Source organism: Alteromonas sp. 14N.309.X.WAT.G.H12 (assembly GCF_036697315.1).
In the GTDB taxonomy this organism is placed as follows: Bacteria; Pseudomonadota; Gammaproteobacteria; order Enterobacterales; family Alteromonadaceae; genus Alteromonas.
Genome location: NZ_JBAHZB010000143.1, coordinates 1 through 6,929, shown reverse-complemented (window position 1 = coordinate 6,929; position 6,929 = coordinate 1). Strand labels below are relative to the sequence as shown.

Genomic DNA, 6,929 nt, shown 5'->3' with positions numbered 1-6,929 from the left:
ATCGACAATAGGGCTAAATTCTATTCCAGATCAGGCCAGCTTATCGTCAATTGAAGATGTGTTAGTGCCAATTTATTTGTTGCATCGCTATCAGTTAGAAGCGGTAGCAAAACAGGTAGGTGGTTTGAATTACGAGTATGAACGAAAAGGGGATTATGACACACCGAAAGGAGTCAGTATTGTTCCTGCTTCTGAGCAAAAGCGTGCCATAAAGCAAATGTTGTTAGCCACAACACCGGCGTTTTTAGCCATTCCAGATAGACTGAAAGCACTGATCCCACCAACGGCATTCGGGGATGACATTACTCGCGAACAGTTCACTAGCCGCATGGGCTTGGCCTTTGATCCTGTCACTGCCGCTGAATCGGCCGCAAACTTTAGTTTCTCCTTATTGCTTACGCCTCAACGATTGAATCGTATTGATTGGCAATCAAGTCAGGAAAGGGGGGTACCCAATGTGGGGGCAATTGTGGAGCGGATTTTAACCACACACTGGTATGACAGCGACGATGAATATCCTGCACTTACCAAGCGACTTCGTCTTGTGGCACTTAATGCCATTATGAAAGCGGCTACTTCTGCAGATCTTGCGCCAGAAGTGAAGCTTTCCATTGATGATAAACTTTGGAAGTTTTCAAAATGGCTAGACGATAACGATGATGTTACCGGCAGTCACACCCTCGAAGATTGGTTAAAGGTGTATTTTGAAACGGGAGAATGGCCAGGTGCGTTTGCGGTTAAACCCTTACCACCCGGTTCGCCTATTTAACCTGAATCATGTGCTGTCGTTAATCCCCTAATGACAGCACTTTTTATCACGAGTAACGTCCATTAAGACAAGCTGAAATAGCGCGTGAATACCTTATAAAGCTGTGTACCACTTAATACCGATGCCGACGGAAAATGCAGCATGGGAATGAGGTCGCAAGGCGCACGTAACTCAAAACAGCCGTTTTCGTTATCCAATTCATCAATATTTAAAACCCGGGCCAGCAGATCGCCGGCTTTAACCAAGTCACCGGGTTTTGCACAGTACTCCACCATGCCGCCCCATTGGGTAAATAACGTCTTATAATCACTGAGTGCCACGCCTATCCGTGTCATCGCTTTGGGCTTGAGAGACATTCGGGGTAAACAGCCTTGACTGCATAAGTAGGTTAAAATGCTTTGGCAGTCTACGTTGCCTTCGGAAAACTGGATGACTTCCTGACTGCCCATTTCCAGCGTAAAGCCAACCACATCAAAATCATAGGGTTTGGCAAACCGGCCTTGTAAACAATCTTGTAGTGTCCACCAAGGGCAAAAGGTGGCCTCATCTAAGGCACCTGCAAACTGATTGGGTATAAAAATACAGTGGGGAAAATTAAACTGTAGTGCGGCTTGTTGGGCATACTGGGGAATATAAATATGACGGGTTGATACCGGTCCGTTGTGTAAATCCAGTACAATATCGGCATTCACCGCCAATTGTTGTAATTTAAGGTTTAACTGTTGTGCTAAGCCGAGTCCCCAAGGGGAGGCGAGTTTTTCAGCAATGCACTTGGCCCAATAGTGGCGAAACCGTTGACGAATGGCACTGGGTGTTTCTGTGGCACTTACGGTTTCAGCGAAAGCAAGAACCTTGTCCTTGTCATAAAAGTAGCCGCGATTCCAATTGGTGCCGTTCACAGGATCAAAGCGTCCCAAGGTATATTCGCCGGCTTTAATGTTTGTACCCACCGGATTACAGTTCGGTACTAAAATTATTTCACCGGCAATGGCCTGGGATTTTAATGCCTGAATAAGTTGGTAGATAACCACATTGCCCTGAACCTCAGCGCCATGAATAGAGCTTTGAATATACACCGTGGGGCCGGGTTGCTCTGCGCTCAAACGGTATACAGGTACGTTCATGTTGCGGCCCGAGGCATTTTGCGCCACGACCATATGCGTTTTGGTAATTGACGTTGTCATAGCGCTGATGTTGATCCTTGGCAAACGGTACAGTTAGGATGACGGGGAACAGTAAAATTCTGCCATTGAAAGGTCAGGCCATCAAAAAGTTGCAACTGACCGGCGGGCAAGGTGCCAAAATCGGTTAGGGTTTGCAATACCAGATGTGCCTGTGCCACACCGATAATAGAGACCACCGGGCTAAGAATGCCGGCTTCGGTGCAACTCAGTTCGGGCATCTGGAACACGTGGGCAACACAGCCATAACACGAGGTTTGCTTTGCCGGAACACTGACAAACAACTGACCTTCAAAACGAATAGCTGCACCGCTTACAAGGGGCTTTCCTCCCTCCCAGCAGGCTTTGTTAATTTGTATTCGACTCTCTAGATTGTCGGTACAGTCCACCACAACATCATGCGTTGCAACCAAGGCACTCATGGCCTCATCAACCAAGCGCACATCCAGGATTTCAATGTGGCAATCAGGGTTAATCACGTTAAGTTGCGCTTTTGCCGCCTCGACCTTTTTCATACCGCAATGTTGTGAGGTATAGAGAAGTTGTCGTGGCAGATTGTGGGCATCAACGGTATCGTTATCCACCAGTGTTAAGCTACCCACACCACTGGCACATAGACTTTGAGACAAGGCTGTACCTAAGCCTCCAAGACCAATGATGAGTACCTTGGAACGATAGAGTGTTTCTTGACCACTTAAATCAAATTGAGGAAGTACAATGTGTCGGTTATATCGCATAACTTGTGCATGCGTTAAAGTATCTGGCATAGTAACGGCAAATTTATTAATAGTCATAGACGTCGCCGCCTATGAGGCGACAAATTAAACGACGGATACCTTAGCATAATTGGCGAAAAGTAGCCTTAGTTCAAACTGATTTTCAGGAAGCATCATGTCATCGTCAGCAACATCACTTAATATTGCCATTCTTACTCTTTCCGATACCCGTACCTTGGACAACGACACATCTGGGGATTATCTGGTTGAAGCGGCCAGGTCGTCGGGTCATCAGGTGGTAGCGCGGGAGCTGATCAAAGACGATATTTACCTTCAGCGCGCCGTGGTTTCCCAGTGGATTGCCGATAAACAGATCCAGGTTATCTTAGTGACGGGCGGAACGGGATTTACCCATCGAGACTCCACGCCTGAGGCACTGTCGGTACTGTTTGATAAAACCGTGGATGGGTTTGGCGAATTGTTCCGTTACCTTAGTTTCCAGGAGATTGGCACTGCTACCATTCAGTCACGGGCACTGGCCGGTTTTGCCAATAGCACCGCGATCTTTTGCTTGCCCGGTAGTACTGGGGCCTGTCGTACCGCCTGGGAAGGGATTATTCAATCTCAGTTGGATTCAACCTTCAAGCCTTGTAACTTTGTAAAACACCTCACCGGAGAACTATGATGTCGACATTTAGTCACCTGAATGCACAAGGTGAAGCTAATATGGTTGATGTATCAGAAAAATCTGATACGGCTCGTAGTGCGTTAGCAAAAGGGTATTTGGTTGTCTCTCAGGCGGTCATTGAGGGAATTGCGACCCAAAGTGTTAAAAAAGGGGATGTGTTTGCCGTTGCCCGTGTGGCTGGGATCCAAGGCGCAAAACGGTGCGCAGATCTTATCCCTTTATGTCATCCCCTTGCCTTGTCTAAAGTGGATATTAATTTTGCTGTGGATGATGCCAACCGGCGTATCGAAGTAACCTGTTTATGTAAAGTGACGGGAAAAACCGGTGTGGAGATGGAAGCCTTAACCGGGGTAAATGTGGCCTTACTGACGTTATTTGATATGTGTAAAGCCATCGATCCTGGCATGCGAATAGAAGGGGTAGGCGTGGTGGATAAACAAGGTGGCAAAAGTGGTCACTGGCAGGCGGGATCAAATACATGATAGAGATAAAAACCTTTGCACAGGTAAGAGAAATTACCGGTGAAGCCAGTGTTTCGCTGGCGATTGAGCAAGCTCAGATGACCGTTGCTGATATAAAAACGGTGTTAAAAGCCCGCTCGTCCTCATGGCAGGATGTGTTGGATGATGGTGTGTTATGTGCTGTGAATCAGGTATTGTGTGATGATAGCCAGCCAATTAGCGATGGGGATGAAGTGGCCTTTTTCCCGCCTGTGACCGGAGGATAAATGGGCGCAAGTATTACTCAATCACCCCTGGCTATTACCGATTACCATGACCGCTTACAACGGGCGGTGCCGCAGGCTGGCGCAATTGTCACCTTTACCGGTCAGGTGCGGGATTACAATCATCAAGGGCCTATTTCGGGGATCCACCTAGAACATTATCCGGGGATGACGGAAAAAGCATTATGGCAACTCGTCACCGAAGCAATCTCACGGTTTGCACTGCTCGATGCCCACGTGGTGCACCGAGTGGGGGATATCGGCAATTATGAACCCATCGTGTGGGTGGGAACGGCGGCAAGTCATCGAAAAGCAGCCTTTGATGGCGCATGTTTCGTGATGGATATGTTAAAACAATCGGTGCCTCTGTGGAAAAAAGAATTCCAAGGTGACGAGGCCGTATGGGTCAAAGCTAAAACCTCGGATGATCTTGCGGCAATGACATGGTTAAAAGAAAACAATCAGGTAGAGAAGTAACAGAAAAATGACTTTACGTGTTTTATGGTTCGTTATTGTGAGCATTGGGCTGAGTGCGCCTGCTTTAGGTGAGTCTTCTCAGGTGAATATTGCCGTGGCAGCTAACTTTGCCGAACCCCTTAAGCAGGTGGCTGAGGATTTTTATGAATCAAGTGGCATTAAACCTGTCATTTCCGTCGGTTCCAGTGGCACCCTCTATGCGCAAATCCTCCATGGTGCCCCGTTTGATATCTTCTTATCTGCGGACGCTGAGCGCCCCCAACGTCTGTTACAGGAAGGGAAGGCAACAAGGGTGCATACCTATGCCAAAGGACGCTTAGCATTGATTACCCGGAAGCTGACTTTTTCTTCTTTAAGCGCCTTTTTTACCCAAACACACTATGCTACCCCCGTTGCCGTTGCGAATCCCAAACTGGCGCCTTATGGTGTGGCGGCGATGGAAACAATCCGTCATTTTGTCAGCGAAGACGATGACTTGCCCTTTTCGCTAGTACAGGGAAAAAGCGTGGTGCAAACCTATCAATATTTTGAGGCGGGAAATGTGGACGCAGCCTTTGTGGCGCTATCGTTGACAGGGAAGACCGATGGTGACGTGTTAGTCGTACCCAGCCAATTTCATACTCCCATCGTTCAGAAAATGGCCTTAATTGATGGCAGTGAACATGGGGATGAAGCCACGCGCTTTATGACTTACCTGTTGTCGCCCCAGGTACAAGCTTCCCTTAAAAAATGGGGTTATGAAGCGGCCACGGATAATTAATCATGGGCGATGATGTAAGCGCCATTATGCTAACACTGAAGTTAGCCTGTATCACCAGTGCTATCTTGTTAATCATCGCCACCCCATTAGCCTGGAAGCTGTCGCGATGGCAGCATAGGGTTAAACATTATGTGCTTGCGGTGGTGGCCTTGCCATTGGTTTTGCCACCCACCGTATTGGGTTTCTATTTGTTGCTCTTGTTTTCGCCCCAAAGTGCCATCGGTCAGTTTTGGGAAAGCGTTACCGGTCAGCAATTAGCCTTTTCCTTTGTTGGTCTTGTGGTGGGCTCGGTGATTTATTCTCTGCCTTTTGCAGTACAACCCTTGTATGCCAGTTTCTTACAGTTAGATGGACGATACCTTGATGTTGCCACCACGCTGGGCATGTCAAAATGGAGCCGTTTAAAACGTATTGTGATCCCTTCCTGTAAACCCGCGTTTATGGTGGCACTTGGGTTAAGTTTTGCCCATACCATTGGCGAGTTTGGTGTGGTGTTGATGATTGGCGGTAATATTCCCGGTGAAACCCAGGTGCTGTCCATTGCCCTGTTTGAGCACGTGGAATCGTTAAATTATGGCCAGGCCCATCGCTTGGCTTTTGCCATGTTAGTGTTCTCATTTGTCATGATGGCTGTGTTGTACCGATATAATCGTGGTGGAGGAATGTCATGGACATCAAAGTAGAGGGCGCGTGGAAGCGTTTTGCGTTGGATGTGGGCTTGGCCTTACCCGAACACACCGTTTTTTTAGGAATAAGTGGGCCATCCGGGGCAGGGAAATCTACCTTAATGCGCTGTTTGGCAGGATTACAAGATATAGCGAGGGTGTCAGGGACGTGGGGTAACACGGCTATTGGCGCTGTACGCACCGGTCTGGTTTTTCAAGACAGCCTTCTTTTTGAGCACTTGTCGGTGAAGGACAATCTGGATCTCGCCATCGAATACGCCATGCCGCCCCGGTTTTTGATTGACGAGGTGACAACAGGATGCCAATGCCAGCACTTGTTGTCACGGATGCCACATACACTATCAGGCGGTGAAGCTCAGCGCGTTGCTATCGCCAGGGCAATTCTTAACGCGCCAGAGATCTTGTTATTGGATGAGCCGGTAAGTGCCTTAGACAGTGGTTTAAAACATGCCGTATTACAATACTTAGTGTCGTTAGCCCAAGGCGGGCTTAAGCTGATCATGGTATCCCATGATCTTCGCGATATTGCCTTATATTGTGACGCCATGGCATGGCTTGAGCGGGGAAAAATAACCTATCAGGGGCGAACTCGTCAGGTTTTGGCTGCGTTAACGTCTTCATTGCCGGAATATGATACCCAATTTTCAGTGTTAAAAGGCGAGGTCGTGACCCATTTGCCCGAGCAGAACTGTTATGAAATTCGCGTGGGCGAACACCGTCTTTATGCCCGAGAGCCGGTTATTCAAGGCAATGAGGCGACAATCACCGTTGATGCCCGAGATGTCAGTCTTGACCGGGAACACGCGTTAGCTTCATCCATCGTTAACAGCTTGCCTTGTTGTATCGAAAGTATTGATTGTGGTGAGGATAAAAAGGTCAGGGTGACGTTGCGCTGTGGCGACTTTCCCTTTTTCGCCCTGATCAGTAG

At 48.1% G+C, this 6,929-nt stretch carries 10 protein-coding genes; 8 read left to right on the top strand and 2 right to left on the bottom strand.

Going from position 1 to position 6,929, the window contains the following annotated elements:
- A partial coding sequence (locus V5298_RS19020; protein ID WP_332933009.1) for a zinc-dependent metalloprotease occupies positions 1–769 on the top strand: 769 nt, incomplete at its 5' end.
- 62 nt (positions 770–831) lie between these two features.
- Here the strand turns inward: V5298_RS19020 and V5298_RS19015 are convergent.
- Both V5298_RS19015 and V5298_RS19010 read right to left on the bottom strand, forming a co-directional pair.
- On the bottom strand, positions 832–1,953 hold the full coding sequence (locus tag V5298_RS19015) for a succinylglutamate desuccinylase/aspartoacylase domain-containing protein (protein WP_332933008.1): 1,122 nt from the start codon (positions 1,951–1,953) through the stop codon (positions 832–834).
- Complete coding sequence (locus V5298_RS19010) at positions 1,950–2,744, bottom strand: molybdopterin-synthase adenylyltransferase MoeB (RefSeq protein ID WP_332933007.1); 795 nt, start codon at positions 2,742–2,744, stop codon at positions 1,950–1,952. The genes V5298_RS19015 and V5298_RS19010 overlap by 4 nt, the downstream gene beginning before the upstream one ends.
- 97 nt (positions 2,745–2,841) lie before the next feature.
- Between V5298_RS19010 and moaB the strand changes: the two genes are divergently transcribed.
- From moaB to V5298_RS18975, 7 genes are all read left to right on the top strand, one after another.
- Complete coding sequence (moaB, locus tag V5298_RS19005; RefSeq protein ID WP_332933006.1) at positions 2,842–3,351, top strand: molybdenum cofactor biosynthesis protein B; 510 nt, start codon at positions 2,842–2,844, stop codon at positions 3,349–3,351.
- Positions 3,351–3,836 carry a cyclic pyranopterin monophosphate synthase MoaC gene (moaC, locus tag V5298_RS19000; RefSeq protein ID WP_332933010.1) on the top strand — a complete coding sequence of 162 codons (486 nt, stop codon included), beginning with the start codon at positions 3,351–3,353 and terminating at the stop codon, positions 3,834–3,836. The genes moaB and moaC overlap by 1 nt, the downstream gene beginning before the upstream one ends.
- A complete protein-coding gene (gene moaD / locus V5298_RS18995) occupies positions 3,833–4,081 on the top strand; it encodes a molybdopterin converting factor subunit 1 (protein ID WP_332933005.1) in 249 nt (82 codons plus the stop codon). Before moaC ends, moaD begins: the two co-directional genes overlap by 4 nt.
- Complete coding sequence (locus V5298_RS18990) at positions 4,082–4,555, top strand: molybdenum cofactor biosynthesis protein MoaE (protein ID WP_332933004.1); 474 nt, start codon at positions 4,082–4,084, stop codon at positions 4,553–4,555.
- 7 nt (positions 4,556–4,562) lie between these two features.
- Positions 4,563–5,315 (top strand): molybdate ABC transporter substrate-binding protein, encoded by a 753-nt coding sequence (gene modA / locus V5298_RS18985; RefSeq protein WP_332933003.1) that lies wholly within the window; start codon positions 4,563–4,565, stop codon positions 5,313–5,315.
- A 2-nt stretch (positions 5,316–5,317) separates the two neighbouring features.
- The gene (gene modB, locus V5298_RS18980; RefSeq protein WP_332933002.1) at positions 5,318–5,998 is read left to right on the top strand and encodes a molybdate ABC transporter permease subunit; all 681 of its coding nucleotides are present in this window, start codon (positions 5,318–5,320) and stop codon (positions 5,996–5,998) included.
- Positions 5,983–6,929, top strand: a 947-nt coding sequence (locus tag V5298_RS18975; protein ID WP_332933001.1) for an ATP-binding cassette domain-containing protein, incomplete at its 3' end; no start/stop codon positions are given. The genes modB and V5298_RS18975, both read left to right, overlap by 16 nt.